This window comes from Sorangium sp. So ce296, assembly GCF_051529605.1.
In the GTDB taxonomy this organism is placed as follows: Bacteria; Myxococcota_A; Polyangia; order Polyangiales; family Polyangiaceae; genus Sorangium; species Sorangium cellulosum_D.
The window spans coordinates 4,851,780-4,872,747 of the sequence record NZ_CP150325.1; the positions used below are offsets into that span (position 1 = coordinate 4,851,780).

The window sequence follows — 20,968 nt, forward strand, 5'->3', positions numbered from 1 at the left end:
GCGTCACAGCGCCCGGCGCACCCGGCGGCGCTGCTCGATCATGTGCTGGGTGATCTGCTGCCGGCCCTCGGCGCGCTCCACCAGCGTCCACACGTTGTCGCCGCGCTCCCTGCCCGCGCAGTCGAGGAGCGCGTCGGCCGCCTGCTCGGCGGGGATGAGCCCGTCGTGCCGCCCCGGCAGCTCCACCACGGCGACGCGCGTGCAGAGCCCGCCCATCGTCGCGAGCATCCGGCGCACGACCTCGCGGAAGATCGCCTCGTCGAACGCGTCGCGCCGGCCGGCGCCGAACAGGACGAGCTTGTCGAAGGCCATGCGCGGCTTGCACGGGATCATCACGACCTCGCCGAGCTCGCAGGTGATCTGGCCCTGCCGCCGGAGCTCCGAGATCCGGCCGCCCAGGCGCCAGTCGCAGAGGCCGGCCACGCCGTGGGCGGGCAGCGCGTCGCTGAACGGGGCGCACGCGAGCACCTCCGAGTCGAGCTCGTCGAGGCTCTGCAGGTCGGGGGGGACGAACCGGAGCTCCACGGGTCAGACGCTGATTGCGCCCTTGCGGAAGTCGCTCTTCGCGATCTTCACGTTGACGCAGGCGGGCTTGCCGCACCGGAATGCCTCGTCCAGCGCGGGCCCGAGCTCCTCCACGCGCTCCACGAAGGCCCCGAAGCCCCCGAGCGCCTCCACCACGCGGTCGTACCGGGTGAGGTCGAGCGACGTCGCGGGCGCGCGGCCCTCGCCGTAGAGCTCGACCTGCCCGCGCCGGATCTGCGTCCAGGCCGCGTCGTTCCCGATCACGCTCACGACGGGGATGCCCTGGCGCGCCATCGCCTCGAACTCGAGCGCGTGGAACCCGAACGAGCCGTCGCCGTACACGAGGACGACATTGGCCTCGGGCCGCGCGAGCTTGGCGGCCATCGCGTAGCCCGGCCCGACGCCGAGGGTCCCGAGGGGGCCTGGGTCCATCCAGAGCTGCGGCCACTCGAGCTTCAGCACGTTCGCGGCCGTCGCCACGAAATCCCCGCCGTCGCCGATCACGATGTCGTCCTTGCCGAGCCGCTTGCCGATCTCGGCGCAGACGCGCAGCGGGTTCGGCGGGTCGCTGTCGCTCGCGATCTCGGCGAGGATCTTCGCGCGCGCGCGCTCCTCGGCCTCGCGCACGGCCGCGAGCCACGCCTCGGCGGATTTGTCGGGCACCTCGGCGAGCAGCTGCTCCAGCACGACGCCGCTGTCCCCGTCGATCCCGAGGTCGACGCGGCGGTTCCTTCCGAGCTCGCTGCCGTCGAGATCGATCTGGACGACCTTCGCGGCCGGGCCGACGGCGCGGCCGTACTCGAGCCGGAAGTCGAACGGGGTCCCGAGCACCACGCAGAGGTCGGTCTGCGCGAGGGCGAAGCGGCGCGAGCGGCTCATCAGCCCGGGGTGCGCGTGGGGCAGCGCGCCGCGGGCCATGCCGTTCAGGTAGAAGGGCGCCTTCACGGCGTCGGCGAAGCGGCACAGCGCGTCCCGCCGCGGCGACCAGCGGAGCTGGCTCCCGACGATGAACATGGGCCGCTCGGCTTCCCGCAGCATGGCCGCGGCGCGCGCGACGGCGGCCGGGTCGCCGCCGGGCCGGGCCGGGGGCGTGGGCGCGGTGGCGGGCGCGTCGTCCCCCGCGAAGCCCATCAGCAGATCGAGCGGGATCTCGAGGAAGACCGGGCCTGGCACGTTCGCCTGGGCGACGCGGAAGGCCGAGTCGACGTACTCCTGGATGCGGTCGGTCGACGGGACCGAGGCGCTCCACTTGGAGATGGGGCGCATCAGCTCGACGTGGTTCATGTCCTGCAGCGAGCCCATGTCGGCGAGGGCGCGCGGGCCGGCGCCGCCGAGGACCACCATCGGGATCCCCGCGCGCTGCGCGTTGGCGACGGCGGTCACCACGTCCGTGACGCCCGGCCCGGCGGTGACCGCGCACACCCCGGGCCTCCCGGTGACCCGCGCGTACCCGTCGGCGGCGTGGCCGGCCGTCTGCTCGTGCCGCACGTCGACGACCCGGATGCCGTCGTCCAGGCACCCGTCGTAGATCGCCTGGATGTGCCCGCCGCACAGGGTGAAGAGGTGGGTCACCCCGTGCCTCGCGAGCGCCTTCGAGACGAGCTTGCCTCCGTGCACCTGCGCCATGGGGCCGGCATATACCATGTGCGCCCCAGCGTCCTCCCGGCGAGCGGGCGATTCGTGCGCCTCCGCGGCCGCCGGCGCCGCGCGCCGGGCAAGCTGCCTCACCGGGCCGGGCGCTCGGCGCCGCGGACCTCGGCGGAGACGACCCCGGCAGCCGCGCGTGTGGCGCCGTGTTCGGACGTGCGCCCCACAGCCGCGCTGACCTCCGAACCGGCGTCCGGTGTTCACTGCGAAACGGCCAGGACGAGTCTTAGTTTAGTGTTTTTCCTAACCTCCAACGTCCTTTGAGCGCGCCGAGGCGGCAACGCACCTGCCGGCGGGTGCGCGCGCCGCCTCCTTGCCCGGAAACCACGCTATCGCCGGCGCCCGTCGTCAGGCCGCACCCGAGAGGAAGCCCACGCGCAGCGGGTGACGCTGTAAAAATACAGCGTTGCTACAGGGTCGACTCCGCCCCTGCTGGGATATCGTCGCCATCTCGGCGCGAGCAGCGCCGTGCTGGCCGCTGCCAGATGCTGTTCTCTCCGGGCGATGAAATGATATAGTTGGCTCCTTATTGCAGCTGCCACCTCCACACCGCCATCTCTCTCGGCCTCACCCCGGTGCCCCTGCCCTGCAGCCGCCGGCCTGGGAGAAGGCACCGGACCTCTCCGGGCGCGGATCGCGGCCGAGCCCGGCGCCGTCGCCGACGCTCGCCGTAACCTTCCTGCAACGTGGCGGAAACAATTCGTCCCGCGCCGAGCGCGCGCGAGAATCTGTGAGGAAGTTAACCGGTTCAGGGGGCGATGGGCACGGCGGGCGCACGGTGATTGGTGAGAAGGAGCGTATCCCGGTGGCCGTCCTGGAGGAGGCGTGCGCGGTCGTCCGCGATGACACGCGATCTCCTTTGCGTATGCGCGCCAACTTCCTTGAGGTGCAGCAACCTCGACGGCGGGAGGCGCCCTGGCGCCGGGACGGCCGTTTCGCTGGATCGATGGGGGAACGCGAGCCAATCGTGTGTGGCGCTCTCGTGGACGCTGGGTTCACTGCCTACGTCCCGAGCGGCGTCTACCACGTGCGCTTCATCTGTCCGGGTGTCCCTGATGCCCGCATCCGGGGATGGACTCCGTCCCCGGTACATCATTTCATTGACGTGCGATCGGCCAAGGCATCATCTGCCGTTGCTGCTGGGCCAACATTTCGGCCGACATCCGCGCCGCGTGGGCGGTAGTGCGCTGGCGCCTTGCTTCTCGCAGCGTTCATTTCAAATATCCTGCTCTCACAGAACGTTACCCAATACACCAAAATGACGCGTGACTGCTTACATGAGCTTGCGAGCTTGTTGTTTTCTATTTCGGGAAAGCTCTGTATCGGTTATGCGGGATAAGAGGACGCGCAATAGCGCTTCGCTGGAGTAGCATCTTCCTATGTCGGAGCCCCCTAGTAGCAGCAGTCAATTGATCCGGATACCCATCGTGCTGGCGCTCGACTGCAGCCCCGGTTTTCTGGCCCGTTGCCGCAGGGTTGCGGCGCGGGCTCGTTTCCTCGTCCGCTCGTGCGAGGCGGCGTCGGCGTGGGCGATGGCGGTCCGCCTCCGCCCGCTGGCGATCGTCCTGCCGAGCCACTTGCACGAGCGCGCGCCGCAGACGTTCGAGCTGCTCGCGGAGGACGCGGGAGCGCGCCTCGTCGTCGTGGAGTCCGAGCAGCTGCCCGCGGGCGAGCTGGAGGGGCACATCACCCACGCGATCGGCGAGGCGGCCCGCGCCCGAGGCGCCTAGCCGCGCCCCAGGGTCCCGCGCCGCGCCCGAGGCGCCTCGAACGTGCCGGAGGCGCCTCGAACGTGCCGGAGGCGCCTCGAACGTGCCGGAGGCGCCTCGAACGTGCCGGAGGCGCCTCGAACGCGACCGCCAACGCCTGGCCCCGGCCGCCGCGTGGATCGGCCGCTGCCGGGCCTCGGCGGCCGCGCGTCTCGGCCGCCGAAGGCCTCAGTCGGTGCGGACACCCGCGGTGAGGTGGAAGCCCCAGGTGTGATCGAGCGGCGGGCCGAGCTCCTCGTCGAAGGGAAGCAGCAGCCCCGCTCGGAGGAACGCGGCCTTGCGCTCGATCGCGAGGAACGGCTCGAGGGCGAGCACGTACAGATTGCGCGCGACGGCGTGCCGGATGCCCACGTTGTCGAACGTGGGCAGCGCGACGCCTTGCACGCGCAGGCCGCCGGCGATCCCGTGGCCGATCTGGACCTCGGCGGCGTGCTGGATCGCGACCTCGTACTCCTCGTTGCGGCCGAGCGGGATGTAGAGGAGCGGCTCGATCTGAAGGCGCGCGATCACCGGGCCGAGGTGGGCCTCGGCGCCGAGGCGCGCGTGGATGGGGAGGATGCTCGGGAAATACTCGTGGAGGTCCCAGTAGGCGCGGCTCGCGCCGACCGGCTCGTAGCTGCGGTGGTCGTGGGTCTGGGCCGAGAGCGTCGCCAGCCCGACGGCGCCGCCCACCGTGATCCAGAGCTTGCGGCCGGCGCGGGCGACGTGGTGGGCGCCGAGCATCACGTTGCCGAGCACGGCGTCGGTGCGCTCATCCATCGCGAGCCCGAAGGGGACGCGGACGTCGAGGAACGTCTGATCGGCGAACGGCATGCGGGCGAAGAGGGCGACCGCGAGCCCGGAGACGTCGCTGTCGCCGCCGCTGAACGCCGAGGTCTCCAGGCCGATCGCCCCGCGCTGGGCGAGCGGCACCGTCCCCCCGCCGAGCGCGCCTTCGTCGGCGGGCGCGGGCAGCGGCCCTTGCTCGGCTTCGGAGAGGGACGAGGTCCAGTCCTCCATGCTCTCCCACCGGCCGGCCCGCCGCGCGGCCGGCGTCCTGGCGGGCGGCGCGGCGTCTGCCGGCGGTTCGGCAGCTCCCGGCTCGGGCGTCGCTCCAGCCGGCCCGGGCGGCGATCCCTCCGGCGCTGGCGCATCCGCTGCCGGGGCGCCGGGCGCTGCAGGCGCGGGGCTCGCCGGCGGCTGCGGCGCGCCGGGCGCGGCAGGCGCGGGGCTCGGCGGCGGCTGCGGCGCGCCGGGCGCGGCAGGCGCGGGGCTCGCTGGCGACTGCGGCGCGCCGGGCGCTGGCTGCGGCGCACCGGGCGCCGGCGACTGCGGCGCGCCGGGCGCTGGCTGCGGCGCGGACGCTGGCGGCGTCCCCGCCCGCGCCGGAGGAGCCGGCGGCGTTCCCGCCGGCGCCGAGGCGGTGGGCGCGGGGCGCGTCGCCGGCGGAGGCGTCACGGGCTGCGCGGCGATCGGCGCGGCCGCGAGGATCGCCGTCGCCAGCCAGGGAAGCGAGGACAAGACCAGGATTCGACGTGGCATCGTGTCTCCTTGGGGCGCGCATCCTATCGCCTCGGAAGGCGCGCGCGTCTGCTCCAGCAAGCGCCGGTCGCGCTTCGCCCTCCCGCGCCCGGGCAGCGCGCCGCGACGCGGACCCGGACCGACGGCTCGAGCGCGAGGCGAGCGCCGCGCGCCCCCCGGCGGAGCTGCCCCGGCGGAGCTGCCCCGGCGGAGCGGCGGCCCGGAGGCACGCCCGGGCTCCCCGCGCGCTACAAGAGCGCCGAGAGCGCCGCCGCGAGTCGCTCGTACTGCGGCCGGTCGTTGTAGATCTGCGCCGAGATCCGGAGGGCCCGCCCCGGCGACGCGGGCCAGGGGAACACCGGCACCTCGATGCCCCATTGCGCGAAGAGCGCGTCCTGGAGCGGGTCGAGGCGCAGCGGCGACGACGGCGCGTCCGGGAGCGGCACCGTCGCGAGCGCGCCGATCATCGCGTCGGGGCTCGGCGGCGGGCAGCCGAGCGCCGTGCAGAGCAGGTCGCGCGCGGCGAGCGCCGTCGCCCGGTTGTGGGCCCGGAGCTCGGGCCAGCCGCCGGGCAGGAGCGCTCCCATCGCGCGGATCGCGTCCGCGACGCAGAGGGCCGCGCTCGGATCGGAGGTGCCCGTCCAGTCGAACTCGAGCAGGAAGCGCGACCGGTCGGTGCGCGGCGAGTTGGCGCCGTGGCTGATGCAGAGCGGGCGCACCGAGCCCTGCCGGTCGCGCCGCACATGGAGGAACGCCGCGCCCTTGGGCGCGCACATCCACTTGTGGCAGTTGCCGGTGTAATACGCCGCCCCGAGGGCGCGGAGGTCGAGCGGCAGCATGCCGGGCGCGTGCGCCCCGTCGACGAGGAGATCCACGCCGCGTCCGGCGAGCTCGGCGGACAGCGCGGCGACCGGGAACACGAGCCCCGTCGGGCTCGTCACGTGATCGATCAGCACGAGCCGCGTCCGCGGCCCCACCCGCGCGAGCACCGCCTCGACCACCTGCTCGGGCCCCTCGATCGGGAACGGCACCGGCGCGACCACGACGCGTGCCCCGGCGCGGGCCGCGACGACCTCGGCCGCGTTGCGGCAGGCGTTGTACCCGTGGTCGGTGACGCAGAGCTCGTCGCCCGGCCCGAGCGAGAGCGACCGCAGCACCGTGTTGACCCCGAAGGTCGCGTTGGGCACGAACGCGAGGTCGTCCGGGTCGGCCCCGACGAAGGCGGCGAGCTCGCCGCGCGCGGCGTCGAGCAGCGGCTCGAGCTCGCGGAGGAAGAAGCGGACCGGCTCGCGCTCGAGCTGGTCGCGGTAACGCTGCTGCGTTTCGAGCACCGCGCGCGGGCAGGCGCCGAACGAGCCGTGGTTCAGGAAGGCGACGGCCGGGTCGAGCGGCCAGAGCTCGCGCGCGGCGCCGGCGCGCGACTCCGGGAAGGCGTTCGGGTTCATGGCGGAGGTCGAGTGCCCTGGGAGGCTGAGGCGTCGGAGGGCCGGTGACAATGTCGCGCGTGGCCACGCCTCCTGTCGAGGGCGTCGAGGGCGTCGAGGGCGTCGAGGGCGTCGAGGGCCACGCGAGGCGCATCGATGGTGGATCCATGGTGGCTATATCGATCAACGTTGATTCATGGATCAATCGTGACCGCCTTCCGGCAAGGATGCAGCGCTCGGTCAACCCATCCATGATGGACGCATCCACGGTCCATCATGGACGGGTTGGCGGGCGGCGCCTCGATGGCGCCGCTCAGCGGCCCATCCAGAGCGGGGAGGCGCCGTTCATCTGGAGGGCATCCATGCGCCGCGCCGCGGGCGGGGCCGCCGCGGCCGCGCGGGCGGTCTTCCGCGCGCTCGCCACCGCCGAGGCGGCGCCGGCGATGCGCGCCTTCTCCTTGGCCGACTGCGCGCGCGCCGCCTGCTCGCGGAGCCGCTCCTCCGCCGCGGCGAGCTTCGCCTCGGCCGCGCCGAAGTCGCCGGAGCCCACGTCCTGCGCCGCGGCGAGCTGCGTCATGCCCGTCTCGATCACCGCCGCGAGCGTCTGGGTCCGCTCGTTCTCGTGCGCGGCCACCTGGGCCGGGTCGCTCGTCACCTCGTAGCGGGCCACCACCTCCTGCACGCGCGCGACGTTGCCGTTCTCGGGGTCGCGGAAGTGGAGGCGCACGCTCGCGAGCGGGTGCGAGCCGGCGGCCGGCGCGGTCACCCGCACCCGCACGAGCATCTCGCGGTGCTGCCCGCCGAACATCGTGCCGAGCAGCACGCGGACCGCGTCGCCGGACCGGTCGGCGCGCTCGTTCGGCACGCCGATCACCTCCACGCCGGGCGCCGGGACGATCTCGACGAAGGCGCCCGTCGCCGCGGTCGTCTGGAGCAGGGCGAGCTCGCGCTCGAGGACGGAGGACATCTGGCGGGCCTCGGTGAGGTGGTGAAGCCGGCCGCTGGAGCCGAGGGCGAGCGCGTTGAGCGTGCGCTCGTCGTAGTCGGCGCCCACCCCGATCGACGTGATCTGCACCCCGTGGGCGGCGCCGCGCTGGGCGAGCGCGCCGAGGAGCTCGGGCGACGACGGGCCGATGTTCGCCTGGCCGTCGGAGATGAGCACCACGCGCCGGACGGCGTGCGTCGACGGCGCCGCGGCCGCGTGCCGCTCCGCGAGCCGGAGGCCCTCGAAGAGGTTCGTGCTGCCGTCGGGGCCGAGCGCGGCGATGGCGCGCGCCACCGCGGGGCGCGTCTCGGGGCCGAGCACGGCGGGCGCCACGCGCTCCACGGCGGCGTCGGCGAACGACACGAGCGAGACCAGGTCGCCGTCGGGAAGCCCGTCGACGAACGCCTGCGCCGCGGCGCGGGCGTGGTCCATCTTCGGCCCCTGCATCGAGCCGGAGGCGTCCACGAGCAGCGCGACGGCGGCCGGCGCGCGCGCCCCGCGGCGGGCCGCGGGGACGTCGACCCACACGCCGAGCTGCGTCTCGCGCGTCCCCGGCAGCACGAAGTCGCTGGCCCCCGCGGCGCCGATCCAGACGCCGCGGCTCGCCTCGGCCCGGGATCCCGGCGCCTCGACCGCCGCAGGCGCGGCCGCCGCCGCGGCCCCGTCAGCCGCCGCGGCCCCGTCAGCCACCGCCGCGGCCCCGCCGGCCGCCGCCAGGGCCGCGGCGACCGCCGGCGCGCCCTCCTGCCGCGCCCCCGGGCCTGGCGAGACCTCCGCGGCCGCGGCGCCCGTCTCCGGAGGCGCCGCCGCGCCGGCCGCGCAGCCCAGAGCCGCAAATCCCATCAGCACTCCCGCGAGCATCGTCCGCATCGAGAAGCTCCTTCCGCCGCAAGCCCGAGCCAAGGCGCGGCCCACGGGGGACTCGCGTCCTCCGCCGCGATCTCCTCGACCCCCGCAGCGCGCGGCTTCTACGGACCTAGCCGAAAAAAGATCTCCGGGAGAGCTCGCCGCCGCGCCGCCGTCCCTCCCGGCCGGCCCGCCCCGGAGCCCCCACCGAGCACACCTCATGCGTCGCCGGCGCATCAGGCCAGGGCCCCTATCGAGATCTCGCGACCGATGCGGCTCCCCGCGTCCCTCCGCCGATGGTCCGCGTCTTGCTGATTCACGATCATGGACGGGCGATCGCCGGCGCGCGGCGCCCGGACACGATGCGCCGCCTTCGCGGCGATGCCGGAGGAGGTCGATCCGATGAAACTCGTACGAAGCAAGTCTCCAGCTCTTCTCGCCGCCTTCGCGGCGATCTTCCTGGCTGTCGCGAGCCTCTTCGCTTTGCCGGATTACACGCTCACGGGCAGCGGCGTCCGCGTGAGGACGGTCGGCACGGCCAAGATCGATGTCTATCGGATCAGCCATTACATGGAACAGCTCCCCTCCACGCGGTCCAAGCAGGCCGTCATCGAGATGGATACGGGGAAGAAGTTCGTCTGGACGATGCTGCGCGACGTCGGCCGCGAGAGCATCGTCAAGGCGCTGAAGGACGCCTATGCGATGAACGGGTACGCCGATCAGACGAAGATCGCGAGGTTCGTCTCGGCGTTCGAGGGCGACCTCAAGACGGGCGCGGAGGTCACCATCGAGTACGACGCGCGCGCGAAGACGACCACCGCCAAGGTCGCCGGCGGCGGGACCGCGACGGTGGGCGGCCTCGATTTCATGAAGGCGACCTGGAAGATCTGGTTTGGCAAGATCGACCAGCCGACGCTGAGCGACGAGCTCATCGCCAAGCTCCCCTGACGCCGGGCGCCTCGTCAGCCCGCCGGCTCAGCGCGCGGGGAGCACGCGACGAGCTCCCGCCGCCCGCGGACCGCGCCGAGACCGCTGCTCCCGCGGTCCGCCGCGACGCCGCGGCTCGGCGTCTCCTCAGCCGTGCTTGCGCTCATGCCTCTTCAGCGTCTTGTCGACCTTTTCCAGGGCTCTGAGGATGCGATCCTTGATCGGGGCTCCGCCGTTCTCTCGAGCCGTGAGCGTCGCCGTGTGGGCGGCGCAGAGGTTTTCGGCGTCATGGAAGCGAAGCGCCAGCTCCTCGGCCCATCGCCGAAATTCCAGCGCTGCCCCGGGGCGCTCCTCGAGCGCCTGCGACAGCATGGGAGAGAAGCTCAGGACGTCGTTGAGCCCCAGGAGGCGCATCGGGGACGGGAGGCGGACGTACATCAGCGTGTCGTCGACGTGGATCGTCCTCGACGCGCGGTGCAGCACGAGGACCGACGAAAAGTGCACGTTCTCGTTCGAGGAGACGAAATCGACCCCGCGCGGCACCGAGAAGTCGAGGTCGCCAGCGAACAGCGCGTGCGCCGCCGGATCTTCGATCAGCGTCTCTTCCCACGGGAGGTCCGGGAAGCGGGATAGATGGCGAAATGTGCCGTAAAGGCGCGCGTGCGGATAGTGGGCATGCATGGCCTTCGCGTGCAGCGTGTGGAAAGGGTGAACGTTGATGATGGCCTCCACGTCCCTTCCGCCATGGGTGATCTCGTCGATGTGCCGCTTCTCCTCGACCCCGAGCGTGTAGGAGTCGAGAAAGATGTACTTGCCGTTCTCGCGCCGGACGAGGGACGCGTGCGTACCGACGTCGATGATCCCGCCGATCTTGAACGATCCGCGAATGTTCCAGAAGCCGTCCGCGACCGGGATGATCCGATGGTTCATTCGAGCCTCCTTCCCTGGAAACACGCCCCGAGCGCCGCGGCTCGCTGCGGCTCGCTCATCGATGTCGTTCCGCCCGAGGGTGCGCCGGCCGAGACGAGCGCGGTGGGGCTCGGCGAACCGTCGTCCTGACCGCTGAGGAACCGCTGGCGCCGGGTCGCCGTCAATCCGAGGGCTTGTCGCGCACCACGAGCACCGACCGGCTCGTGTGGTTCACGACCTTCGCCGCAGTCGTCCCGAGCACCTTGTCGATGCCCGAATAGCCGTGCGACCCGATCACGATGAGGTCCGCGTCCTCCTCGTCGGCCGTCCGGCAGATGACCTCCCACGCGACGCCGACGTGGACCACGACCTTCGCGACGAGCTCGGGCGGCACGCCGCGCGCGAGCTGCTCGAGCTCCTCCCGGTCGCCCCGCTCCAGGATCTCGGGGACGCGCGTCGGCGACTCGTTCATCGCCTCGGCAGGCAGGCTGTGGTGCAGCCCGATGCCGCGGACGAGCACGAGCTTGCCGCCGAGCTTCTGCGCGAGATCGACGCCCTCCGCGAGGATGAACGGCGCCCGGGGAGAGCTGTCCAGTGCAACGAGGATGGTCCGGGGGTGCTTGAGGCTCATGGCGTCCGCCTTTCGTGCGGTGGCGTTCCCGGATCTCTTTAGCCGACTCCGCGCCTGGCGCGCAGCACGTCCCGCGCGGCGGCGCCCGCGCGGCGCACCACCCCGGCCGCCCGCGCAGCGGCCCGGTGCGTCCGGCGTGGATCAGGCGCGGATCGCCACGCCGTGGCCGCGGTCGTCCGTGAGGATCTCGAACGCCGCGCGCCGCGCCGTGGTCAGCGTCTCGATCCCGACCTCGCGGCCCAGGCTCTTCCGCCGCAGCGTGAGGCTGCAGGCCCCGATCTTCGTGTTCAGGCAGTGCTTCACCCCGCCGGGAGGGTTCCTGTAAGCGAGGCCCACGACGTCGGCGGCGCGCGCCGAGATCTCCCCCTCGACGCTCAGCCGATCGGTCTCGGTCCGGAAGCGCCAGGTGAAGTAGTCGAACGAGGCCTCGGCGCGGACCGCCTGGACCAGCGAGCTCAGCGCGATCTCCTCGCCCCGGTGCCGCAGGACCAGCGGCGTCATGCTCGGCGTCCAGAACGGCCCGACCTTGAGGCGGGCCGTGGCGACCTCGAGGAAGCTGTCCGGGTGGCTGTCGAACCCCGCGACCTGCCCCCAGGCGTAGAGGTCCGTGTGCTTCGTCCCCCAGTTGTGGTTCTGGCTGCCCACCCAGCCCGAGACGTCCACGTCGCGCCCCGCAGCGCGGAGGACGCCGCGGTAGACCGCCATCGGCGCGCCGACCAGCGCCTTCGCCTTGGGCAGCGGGGCGTCGTAGAGGGCCGCCGGGAGCAGCAGGAGCGGCTCCCCGCCGCCCTCATACGCGAGATCCCAGGCGATGGCGCCCTCCCCCTCGCCCGCCGCGCCGGCGAGCCGGCCCGGGCGCAGCTGGGCCCCGTCGATGTCCACCGCGAGGCCGTCGCGGGCGAAGGAGCAGCGCCCGGCGAACGGGACCTCGCGCTTGGCGACCGCGTGGCGCCCCGACTCGCCGTCGAAGTAGATGGCCCAGAGCTCGCCCTCCGCGGCGTCGGGCCGCCCGGCCGGGCTGAAGAGCGTGTAGCGGATCCAGAAGGCGAGCGGGCGCGTCGGGTGGTTCGCGCGCTGGAAGAAGCTCTCGTAGAACCCCTCCCGCTGCCCCGGCCGGTAGCGCGCGTGGTTCGCCCGCGCCCGCGTCGCCCTCGCGTCCGCCATCTAGTGCCCCCGCTTCTGCCCGCCGCTGAGGAGATCGGCGATCACCCGCTCCAGGTCGTCGAGCGAGATCGGCTTCGCGATCTTCGGGTTGTCCACCCGCTCGACGAACTCGCGCGCGCTCGGCGTGAACGCGCCGCCCGACATGAAGGCCATCTTCGGCTGGAGCTGCGGGAACCGCTCGCCGATCTCGTCGTAGAGGGCCATCCCGCTCATCTGCGGCATCAGGAGATCGCAGACGATCGCGTCGATCCGGCCGCCGCGGTCCCGCAGCAGGTCGAGCGCCTCGTGGCCGCTCTTCGCCACGAGCACCTCGTGCCGCTCCTCGAACGCGCGCGCGAACGCGTTGAGGAGCATCGGCTCGTCGTCGACGAACAGGATCGTCCCGCGCGACGACAGGCGCGGCGGCTCCGGCGGCGGGCGGAGCGCCGGCAGATCCGCGGGGTTCAGGCCCGTCAGGCGGATCGTGAAGACCGTGCCGATGCCGGGCTTGCTCGACACCGTCATGGTGCCGTGCTGCTCCTCGACGATGTTGCGCGACACCCAGAGCCCGATCCCCGGCCGCGCGCTCTCTTCCTTGGTCGTGAAGAACGGGTCGAAGATGCGCTCGACGACCTCGGGGGTCATGCCGCGCGCGTTGTCCTCCACCTCGACGTGGTGCACCCCGTCGTCGAAGCGCGCCGTCACGCGCACCAGGTTCTCGTCGCGCGGGCGGTTCGGCATCGCCTGGGCGGCGTTGATGAACAGGTTCACGAACACCTGCGAGAGCTTGCCCGGGTAGCCGACCAGCGGGGGCATCTCGCCGTAATGCCGCTCGATGCGGCAGAGCTGGCTGAGCTGCGGCCCCGTCATGCGCAGCGCGAGCTCGATCACGTCGACGAGATCGACCCGCTCGGGCTTGCGCTCGCTGCTGCTCGAGAAGAGGTTGAGGTCGGTCACGATGTCGCGCATGCGCTCGACGCCGGCGAGCGCCTCGTGGCACGACCGATCGATGAGGTCGATGGCGCGGAGCAGGTCCTCGTAGGAGCCCGACGCGACCGGGCGCGCCGCCGAGACGAGCTTGTGCGCCCCGCTCCGGATCTGCTCGAGGTTCGCCATCACCCACGCCATGGGGTTGTTGAGCTCGTGCGCGACGCTCGCCGCCACCTGGCCGATCGAGGCGAGCTTCTCGCTGTGGAGGATCTGCGCGCGGCGCGCGACCTCCTCGGTGACGTCGCGCATGAGCGCGAGCGACGCGTCCTCGCCGTAGAGCCGCGTGATCCGGACCGTCATCACCTTGGTCAGCCCGGCGCGCGTCCCGCAGCGGATGGTGGCCTCCCGAGGCGCCTCGGCCCGGGACGCGGACATCACCAGGGCGCGCAGCGCCGGCACGTCCGCCGCGACCGCGAGCGCGGTGATCGGCCGGCCGATCCACGCCTGCCGCGAGTGCCCGAAGAGCACCTCGAAGCGCACGTTCAGCCGCGTCAGCATGCCCTCCTGGTCGATCGTCGCGAGGACGTCGGACGAGAGCTCGACGATCTCGCGGTAGCGCTCCTCGGAGGCGAACAGCGAGCGCTGGGCGTACGCCTCGGCGAAGCGGTGCTCGAACTGGAGCAACAGCGCGTCGACGGCGCGGAGCACGTCGATGGAGGACGTGCCGTCCGCGTCGCCGTCGTCGTGGGTCGTGTCGAGGACGCCCGCGACCGCGGTGCGGAACTCGGAGGCGGCGATCAGCGGGCCGCTGATGGAGTACCCGGTCGCGTAACGCTGCTCGACCAGGTGCGTGATGAACTCGTCGAGCAGCGTCTCGCTGCCGTCCTCGAGGATCCTGGTGAAGGCGGCGAGCCAGGAGCGGACGTTCTCCGTCACTTCGCCGACGGGCCGGTCGGTGTACCGACCGCGCTCCGGCGGCAGCGCCAGCACGTTCTCGATCCAGTCGTCGATCAGCTCGTCCTTGTGCCGCTTGCAGAGCTCGAGCAGCCGACGGCGCGCGAGCGCCATGGAGGTCTCGGTGGGGGTCGACGGCGCGTGGACCTGCGGGCGGCGCTCGCCCTCACCGAGCTCGCGCCCGCCCCGCGACTCCGGCAGCTGCGAGCGCCGCTCGCCGTCGCCAAGGTCGCGCCCGCCCCGCGACTCCGGCAGCTGCGAGCGCCGCTCGCCATCGCCCGGCTCGCGCCCCCGCCGCGACTCGGGGAGCTGCGAGCGCCGCTCGCCCTCGCCCGGCTCGCGCCCTCGCCGCGACTCGGGGAGCTGCGAGCGCCGCTCGCCCTCGCCCAGCTCGCGCGCGCCTCGCGGCTCCGGGAGCTCGCGTTTGGCCTCCTCGTCCGCTCCCATCGCCGCTACCTGCCGCTGAGGACCTCGCAGCCCATGAACGCCCGGAGCGGCTCCGGCACGACGACCGTCCCGTCCGCCTGCTGGTACTGCTCGAGGATCGCGATCACCGTCCGCCCCACCGCGAGCGCCGATCCGTTCATCGTGTGGACCAGCCGCGGCTTCGCCTTCGGCTCCGGCCGGTAGCGGATCTGGGCGCGGCGCGCCTGGAACTCGCCGAAATTCGAGCAGCTCGAGATCTCCCGGTAGACCCCCTGGCCGGGCAGCCACACCTCGAGATCGTACGTCTTCTGCGAGCCGAAGCCGAGATCGCCGGTGCAGAGCGCGGAGACGCGGTAGTGGAGGCCGAGGCGCTTCAGCACCTCCTCCGCGTGCGCGGTGAGGAGCTCGTGCTGGCGGGGCGAGTCCTCCGGCGCCGAGAACCGCACGAGCTCGACCTTGTCGAACTGGTGCTGCCGGATGAGCCCCCGCACGTCGCGCCCGTGGCTGCCCGCCTCGCTGCGGAAGCACGGCGTGTACGCCGCGTACGCGATCGGCAGCGACGCGCCGTCGAGGATCTCGTCCGCGTGGAGGTTCGTGACCGGGACCTCGGCCGTCGGGATGAGGTAGAGGTCGTACGCCCGCTCCGGGTCGCTCTTCTGGGTCTTGAACAGGTCGTCGGCGAACTTGGGCAGGTTGCCCGTGCCGAACAGGGCCGAGTCCTTGACGAGGAACGGCGGGAGCACCTCGAGGTAGCCCTGCTCGCGCGTGTGCAGGTCGAGCATGAACGAGATCAGGGCCCGCTCCAGGCGGGCGGCCGTGCCGAGGAGCACCGTGAACCGCGCGCCCGAGAGCTTCGCCGCGCGCTCGAAGTCGAGGATGCCGAGGGCGGTGCCGATGTCCCAGTGGTTCTTCGGCGTGAACGAGAAGCTCGGCTTCTCGCCCCACGTCCTCACGACCACGTTGTCCTCGTCCCCGGCGCCGTCCGGCACCGACGGATCCGGCAGGTTGGGGACGACGGCGAGCAGCTCGGTCAGCCGCTTCTCCTGCTCCGAGACGACCTGCTCGGCCTCCTTGATCTTCGCGGAGAGGGCCTTCAGCTCGTCGCGCTTCTGCGCGAACTCCGGCGACTTCTTGTCGAGGCGCGCCATCGCGTCGTTCGCCGCGTTGCGCTCTGCCTGCCACCGCTCGAGCTCCTGGATCCTCGACCGGCGCGAGCTGACCGTGGAGGCGAAGTCGTCTCCGAGGGTGGCGGCGGCGGCGGGCGAGCGACGAGCGAGCGCCGCGCGCACCTCATCGAGGTGATCTGCGACGTGGCGGGGATCGAGCATGCCCCAGGGTCTAGCCGATGCGTGCACGCGCGTCAGCAGGCGCGACGCGCGGCGCCGCATTCGGGCGGGGGGGGCCGCGCGCCGTCCCCGCCGCTCCGCGCCGCGCCGGGCTGCGGGGAGCGGCGCGGCGAGGAGCGCTAGGCCGTGGCGCCCAGGCTGCGCAGCACGAACTGGAGGATGCCGCCGTGCTGGTAGTAGTCGACCTCGTTCGGCGTATCGATGCGCGCGGTGACCGTGAACGTCGTCGTCTTGCCGCCCTCCCCGGTCGCGACGACGTTGAGCTTCTTGCCCGGCGTGAGGTTGTCCGCGATGCCGGCGATCTCGAACACCTCGCGCCCGGTGAGCCCGAGCGTCCCGGCGTCCTCGCCCGGCGCGAACTCGAGCGGGAGCACGCCCATGCCGACCAGGTTCGACCGGTGGATGCGCTCGAAGCTCTTCGCGATGACCGCGCGCACGCCGAGCAGCTTCGTCCCCTTCGCCGCCCAGTCGCGCGACGACCCGGTGCCGTACTCGGCGCCGGCGATCACGAGCAGCGGCACGTCCTCCGCCTTGTACCGCATGGCCGCGTCGTAGATCGTCGTCTTCTCGCCGTCGGGCAGGTGCACCGTGATGCCGCCCTCCTCACCGGGGCGGAGCAGGTTCTTCAGGCGGATGTTCGCGAACGTGCCGCGCATCATCACCTCGTGGTTGCCGCGGCGGGCGCCGTACGAGTTGAAGTCGGCGGGCGCGACGCCGTGCTCGACCAGGTACTTCGCGGCCGGGCTGTTCTTGGCGATGTTGCCGGCCGGGGAGATGTGATCGGTGGTCACCGAGTCGCCGAGCAGCGCGAGCACGCGCGCGCCGCGGATGTCGCCGAGCGGCGCCGGGTCCTTCGACAGCCCCTCGAAGAACGGCGGCCTGCGCACGTACGTCGACGACTCGTCCCACACGAACGTCTGGCCGCCCGGGACCGAGAGCTTCTGCCACTCCTCGTCGCCGGCGAACACGTTCTCGTACTGCGCCTGGAACTGCTCGGGCCGCACCGCCGTGCGGATCGCCTCGTTGACCTCGGCCGAGCTCGGCCAGATGTCCTTCAGGTACACCGGCTCGCCGTTGCGATCGGTGCCGACCGGCTCCTTGAAGAGGTCGGCGTCGACGTCGCCGCGCAGCGCGTAGGCGACGACGAGCGGCGGCGAGGCGAGGAAGTTCATCCGCACGTGCTGGTTGATGCGGCCCTCGAAGTTGCGGTTGCCGGACAGGACGCTCGCCACGACGAGATCGTTGTGGCGGACCGTATCGCCGATCACGTCCGGCAGCGGCCCGGAGTTGCCGATGCACGTCGTGCAGCCGTAGCCGACCAGGTGGAAGCCGAGCGCCTCGAGGTACGGCAGGAGCCCCGCCTGCTGCAGGTAGTCCGAGACGACCTTGGACCCGGGGGCGAGCGAGGTCTTCACCCACGGCTTCACCGTGAGCCCGCGCTCGACGGCCTTCTTCGCGAGCAGGCCCGCGCCGAGCATGACCGCCGGGTTCGAGGTGTTCGTGCACGACGTGATCGCGGCGATCACGACCGAGCCGTGGCGCAGCGTGTAGCGCGTGTCGCCCTCGGTGATCTCCGCCGGGCGCATGACCTTCTCGAGCGCGGGCGCGCGCGCGGCGGCCGCGCCGCTCTCCTCCTCGAGGAACGCCTTCACCGCGGCCGGCTCGGCGGCGGCGAACTCCTTCTCGAGCATGCCCTGGAGCGAGGCGCGGAACGCGCGCTTGGCGTCGCGCAGCCGGACGCGGTCCTGCGGCCGCTTCGGGCCGGCGATCGACGGCTCGACGTCGCCCAGGTCGAGCGCGAGCGTGTCGCTGAAGACCGGATCCGGGGTGTTGTCCGTGCGGAACAGCCCCTGCTCCTTGTAGTAGGCCTCGACGAGCGCGACGAGCGAGGCGGGCCGGCCGGTGAAGCGCAGGTAGGCGATCGTCTCGTCGTCGACGGGGAAGAAGCCGATGGTGGCGCCGTACTCGGGCGCCATGTTGGCGATCGTGGCGCGGTCCGGGAGCGAGAGCGCGCTCAGGCCGGGGCCGTAGAACTCCACGAATTTCCCGACGACCTTCTTCTGCCGCAGCATCTGCGTCACCGTGAGGACGAGATCGGTCGCGGTGGCGCCCTCGGGCAGGCTGCCGTGGAGCTTGAAGCCCACGACCTCGGGGATGAGCATCGAGAGCGGCTGGCCGAGCATCGCCGCCTCGGCCTCGATGCCGCCGACGCCCCAGCCGACGACGCCGAGCCCGTTGATCATGGTGGTGTGCGAATCGGTGCCGACGAGCGTGTCCGGGTAGACCAGCGCGCCCTGCCGCATGACGGCGCCGGCGAGGTACTCCAGGTTGATCTGGTGGCAGATGCCCTGGTCGGGCGGCACCACGCGGAAGTTGGTGAACGCCTGCGCCCCCCAGCGGAGGAAGGCGTAGCGCTCCTGGTTGCGCTCGAACTCGAGCGCCGCGTTCACCTTGAGGGCCGTCGAGGACGCAAACTTGTCGACCTGGACCGAGTGGTCGATCACGAGGTCGACGGGCTGGAGCGGGTTGATCTTGAGCGAGTCGCCGCCGAGCTTCGCGAGCGCCTCGCGCATGGCCGCGAGGTCGACCACGGCCGGGACGCCGGTGAAGTCCTGGAGCAGCACGCGCGCCGGGTGGAAGGCGATCTCCTGCGAGGGGCGGGCCTTGGGGTCCCAGTTGAGGACGGCCTCCACGTGATCCTTGCGCACCACGCGCCCGTCCTCGTGCCGGAGGAGGTTCTCCAGGAGAATGCGGAGCGAGAACGGGAGCTTGTCGATCGAAGCGCCGCCTTGCGCCAGCGAGGTGAGCTTGAAGTAGGTGTACGTATCGGCTTGAACCGTCAGCGTGCTCTTCGTGCCAAAGCTGTCGACCATGCGGCCTCCTCCAACGTCCGGAGCGCCCTTGTAGGCGCGCCGATGGCGCTAATCTAGTGGTATGTGCGCGCGCTTTACCCTCGCCGTTCCGGACTTCGCATCCCTCGTCGCCATGCTGGAGGCGTACCTCGGCGCAGGCGCCGCGGACGGCGGCCCCGCTCGGGCGCTCGCCGCCGACCCGAAGGCGGCCGCGCTCTACCGGCCGCGGTACAACATCGCCCCGTCGACCGTCCACCCCGTGCTGCGGGCGCAGGGCGGCCAGCGGGAGCTCGTGGCGGCGACCTGGGGGTTCGCCGGCCGCTTCGCCGGGGGCGGCGCGGCGCCTTCGCTCCTCGCCAACGCGCGGGCCGAGGGCGCGCGGACGAAGCCGACGTTCCGCGGCGCGTTCGCGGCGCGCCGCTGCGTGGTGCCCGCGGACGGCTTCTACGAGTGGAGCGGGCCGAAGGGCGCGCGGCGGCCGACGTGGTTCCACCCTGCCGGGGGCGGGATGCTCCGCATGGCCGGGCTGTACCAGCTGGCGAAGGACCCCGACGCGGGCGACATCGACGTCCGCTTCACGATCCTGACCACCGAGGCGAGCGCCGACGTGGCGCAGGTCCACGACCGCATGCCGGTCCTCCTTGCGCCCGAGGACGTGGATCTCTGGCTGGGCGTCGGCGACGAATCGGACGCGGATCGCGTCGAGGCGCTGCTCCGGCCGGCGCCGCGCGGCTCCCTCGCGGCGCGCGCCGTCTCGACGCGGGTCAACGCGGTCGGCCACGACGACCCTGCCCTGCTGGAGGAGGTCGCGGCGGAGGCCGCCGCCCCGAAGGCCGCTGCTCCGAAGGCCAGCCCGGCGAAGGCCGCCGCCCCGAAGGCCGGCGGTACGCTCCCGCTCTTCGACCTCGATGCAGGCGCGGGACCCGCCGTCCCCTCCGGACGGACCCCGCGCCGCTGACGTTCGCCGGCGCCCGCCGGCATTCCCCGGCGTCCGCCGCGTCCGCCGGCATTCCCCGGCGTCCGCCGGCATTCCCCGGCGTCCGCCGGCATTCCCCGACGTCCGCCGTCATTCCCCGACGTCCGCCGGCATTCCCCGGCGTCCGCCGCATTCCGCGGCGCCCCCCGGTGTGCCGCGATCTCAGCGTGCGGAGGCGTTGCTCGTGCGACCGCCCTTGCGGCCCGTGCGGCTCGTCTTCGCCGGCCGGCTCGCCGGCGCCCGGCTCGTCGTCGCCCGGCCCGTCTTGCGCGCGGGCGCGGCCCGCCCGGTCTTCGCCGGCGCCGCGTCTGCCGCCTTCTTCCGTCCGGTCGTGGCCGCGGCGCCGCGGCGGCCCTTCTGGGCGCCCCGCGCCGGCTCGGCGCGCTGCGTCGGCGCGCGCTTCGCGGGCGGACGCTTGGCCGCCGCCTTGCGCGCCGCAGGCTTTGCGGCCCGCGTGCGGCGGCCGCCGGCGGCGGGCATGCTCTTCGCGACGTTCTGGCTCAGGAGCGCCTCGACGTTGCCCTCGCGCACCTGGTCGAAGCGCGCCTCCAGGCGGGCCCCGAGCTCCTCGAGGCGGTCGGCGCCCATGGCGCGCTCGGCCTGGGGCAGGAGCTCCTGCTCCTCCTCCTCGACGTGGTGTCGCACGAGCTCCTTGAGCACACCCAGCCTGGCGTGAAAGGTTTCGTCACCCGGCTCGGTGCTGAGCAATTTCTGCAACATGATCTCGACCAGGGAGTGCTCCTCGTACGAGGTCGGGATCAGGGGGGAGGCGCCGAGCGCCTCCCGGGTCGCGGGGTAGAAGAGCTCCTCCTCGATGGCCGCGTGGCCCACGAGGCTCGCCACGAGCTCGTCCCGGAGCGCGCCGATCTCGTTGGTGTCGGCCTGCGCGATGCGCTCGAAGAGCTCGTCGACTTCCCGGTGCTGCTCCTTCAATAGGTCGGTCGCCTTCATGCGGGGACTCCTCTCACGGAAAGATGAAGCGCCATCGAGGCGCTTTGCCTGTGCGGTCTGCGGCGTTTGCGCGAAGCATGCCAGGCGCCCGGCGCGCGCGGAGCGAGCGCATCACGCGCACGCCATCGCGCGAGCGGCGGGCGCGCGACGCGCACGCGCGGGCGCGGGCGTACGTCGGCCGATGGGTCGCCGATGGGTCGCCGATGGGTCGATCGCTCGATCGATCG

At 72.8% G+C, this 20,968-nt stretch carries 15 protein-coding genes; 3 read left to right on the forward strand and 12 right to left on the reverse strand.

What is annotated here, in order from left to right; genetic code table 11:
- Positions 1–3: 3 nt before the first annotated feature.
- Both WME98_RS18275 and WME98_RS18280 read right to left on the reverse strand, forming a co-directional pair.
- Positions 4–525 (reverse strand): M17 family peptidase N-terminal domain-containing protein, encoded by a 522-nt coding sequence (locus tag WME98_RS18275; protein ID WP_061623693.1) that lies wholly within the window; start codon positions 523–525, stop codon positions 4–6.
- A 3-nt stretch (positions 526–528) separates the two neighbouring features.
- Positions 529–2,169: a thiamine pyrophosphate-binding protein gene (locus tag WME98_RS18280; protein WP_437952448.1), complete on the reverse strand. Its 1,641-nt coding sequence runs from the start codon at positions 2,167–2,169 to the stop codon at positions 529–531.
- Between the two features lie 1,412 nt (positions 2,170–3,581).
- Between WME98_RS18280 and WME98_RS18285 the strand changes: the two genes are divergently transcribed.
- The gene (locus WME98_RS18285) at positions 3,582–3,902 is read left to right on the forward strand and encodes a hypothetical protein (protein WP_437952449.1); all 321 of its coding nucleotides are present in this window, start codon (positions 3,582–3,584) and stop codon (positions 3,900–3,902) included.
- A 207-nt stretch (positions 3,903–4,109) separates the two neighbouring features.
- On the opposite strand, the gene WME98_RS18290 is transcribed toward WME98_RS18285, so the two are convergent.
- The 3 genes from WME98_RS18290 to WME98_RS18300 all read right to left on the reverse strand — a co-directional run bounded on the left by WME98_RS18290 (position 4,110) and on the right by WME98_RS18300 (position 8,720).
- Positions 4,110–5,462 carry a hypothetical protein gene (locus WME98_RS18290; RefSeq protein ID WP_437952450.1) on the reverse strand — a complete coding sequence of 451 codons (1,353 nt, stop codon included), beginning with the start codon at positions 5,460–5,462 and terminating at the stop codon, positions 4,110–4,112.
- Positions 5,463–5,689: 227 nt separating this feature from the next.
- On the reverse strand, positions 5,690–6,886 hold the full coding sequence (locus tag WME98_RS18295) for an aminotransferase class V-fold PLP-dependent enzyme (protein ID WP_437952451.1): 1,197 nt from the start codon (positions 6,884–6,886) through the stop codon (positions 5,690–5,692).
- A 292-nt stretch (positions 6,887–7,178) separates the two neighbouring features.
- A complete protein-coding gene (locus tag WME98_RS18300; protein ID WP_437952452.1) occupies positions 7,179–8,720 on the reverse strand; it encodes a vWA domain-containing protein in 1,542 nt (513 codons plus the stop codon).
- A 378-nt stretch (positions 8,721–9,098) separates the two neighbouring features.
- On the opposite strand from WME98_RS18300, the gene WME98_RS18305 reads away from it, so the two are divergent.
- Positions 9,099–9,644, forward strand: coding sequence for a chalcone isomerase family protein (locus WME98_RS18305; protein WP_437952453.1), 546 nt, complete (start codon positions 9,099–9,101; stop codon positions 9,642–9,644).
- Positions 9,645–9,770: 126 nt separating this feature from the next.
- Here the strand turns inward: WME98_RS18305 and WME98_RS18310 are convergent, their stop codons facing one another.
- The 6 genes from WME98_RS18310 to acnA all read right to left on the reverse strand — a co-directional run bounded on the left by WME98_RS18310 (position 9,771) and on the right by acnA (position 18,835).
- A complete protein-coding gene (locus tag WME98_RS18310; RefSeq protein ID WP_437952454.1) occupies positions 9,771–10,553 on the reverse strand; it encodes a hypothetical protein in 783 nt (260 codons plus the stop codon).
- 160 nt (positions 10,554–10,713) lie between these two features.
- On the reverse strand, positions 10,714–11,163 hold the full coding sequence (locus WME98_RS18315; protein ID WP_061625298.1) for a universal stress protein: 450 nt from the start codon (positions 11,161–11,163) through the stop codon (positions 10,714–10,716).
- A 141-nt stretch (positions 11,164–11,304) separates the two neighbouring features.
- Positions 11,305–12,327 (reverse strand): hypothetical protein, encoded by a 1,023-nt coding sequence (locus WME98_RS18320; protein ID WP_437952455.1) that lies wholly within the window; start codon positions 12,325–12,327, stop codon positions 11,305–11,307.
- Positions 12,328–14,637, reverse strand: coding sequence for an ATP-binding protein (locus WME98_RS18325; protein ID WP_437952456.1), 2,310 nt, complete (start codon positions 14,635–14,637; stop codon positions 12,328–12,330).
- 5 nt (positions 14,638–14,642) lie between these two features.
- A complete protein-coding gene (gene serS / locus WME98_RS18330) occupies positions 14,643–15,944 on the reverse strand; it encodes a serine--tRNA ligase (protein ID WP_437952457.1) in 1,302 nt (433 codons plus the stop codon).
- Positions 15,945–16,081: 137 nt separating this feature from the next.
- Entirely contained in the window at positions 16,082–18,835 is a 2,754-nt protein-coding gene (gene acnA / locus WME98_RS18335; RefSeq protein WP_437952458.1) for an aconitate hydratase AcnA, read from the reverse strand.
- Positions 18,836–18,896: 61 nt separating this feature from the next.
- Between acnA and WME98_RS18340 the strand changes: the two genes are divergently transcribed.
- A complete protein-coding gene (locus WME98_RS18340; RefSeq protein WP_437952459.1) occupies positions 18,897–19,772 on the forward strand; it encodes an SOS response-associated peptidase in 876 nt (291 codons plus the stop codon).
- 180 nt (positions 19,773–19,952) lie between these two features.
- Here WME98_RS18340 and WME98_RS18345 read toward each other — a convergent pair whose 3' ends face one another.
- On the reverse strand, positions 19,953–20,741 hold the full coding sequence (locus WME98_RS18345; protein WP_437952460.1) for a hemerythrin domain-containing protein: 789 nt from the start codon (positions 20,739–20,741) through the stop codon (positions 19,953–19,955).
- Positions 20,742–20,968 lie beyond the last annotated feature (227 nt).